Below are 414 nucleotides of genomic sequence, written 5' to 3' on the forward strand. Positions count from 1 at the left end.
CGGTGAACACGGGCTCCCCTTCCAGCAGCAACCTGCGTCCAGCCTCACCCCCGCCCGCCGCGACGTCCATTCCACCAGGTTATAGACGCAGGTATTGGACGTCGCGGCGGGCGGGGGTGAGGCTGGACGCAGGTTGCTGCTGGAAGGGGAGCCCGTGTTCACCGCTTATGTGGTCGTCGGTGTCGCCGCGATCGTCGCGCATGCCGGGATCGCCGTCGCGGACCTGCTGCGTGCCCGGTTCGTCCTCGCCAACTCGGCCGAGGTGGGGGTCCCCGCGTCCTGGCTCCCGTGGCTGGCCGGTCTCAAGGCGGCCGGTGCCGCCGGGCTCCTGGCCGGCCTGCTGGGCGCCGGGCCGCTCGGGACCGCGGCGGCGGCCGGCCTCGTCCTCTTCTTCGCCGGCGCGCTCGCCGCGCA

At 73.9% G+C, this 414-nt stretch carries 1 protein-coding gene; it reads left to right on the forward strand.

The window, feature by feature from the left end:
- Positions 1-154: 154 nt before the first annotated feature.
- Positions 155-414: DoxX family protein (locus tag OO69_RS48275; RefSeq protein WP_199811178.1), on the forward strand; the 260-nt coding region annotated here is incomplete at its 3' end.

The sequence above is a fragment of the Streptomyces sp. NRRL F-525 genome (assembly GCF_000716605.1).
Taxonomy (GTDB): Bacteria; Actinomycetota; Actinomycetes; order Streptomycetales; family Streptomycetaceae; genus Streptomyces.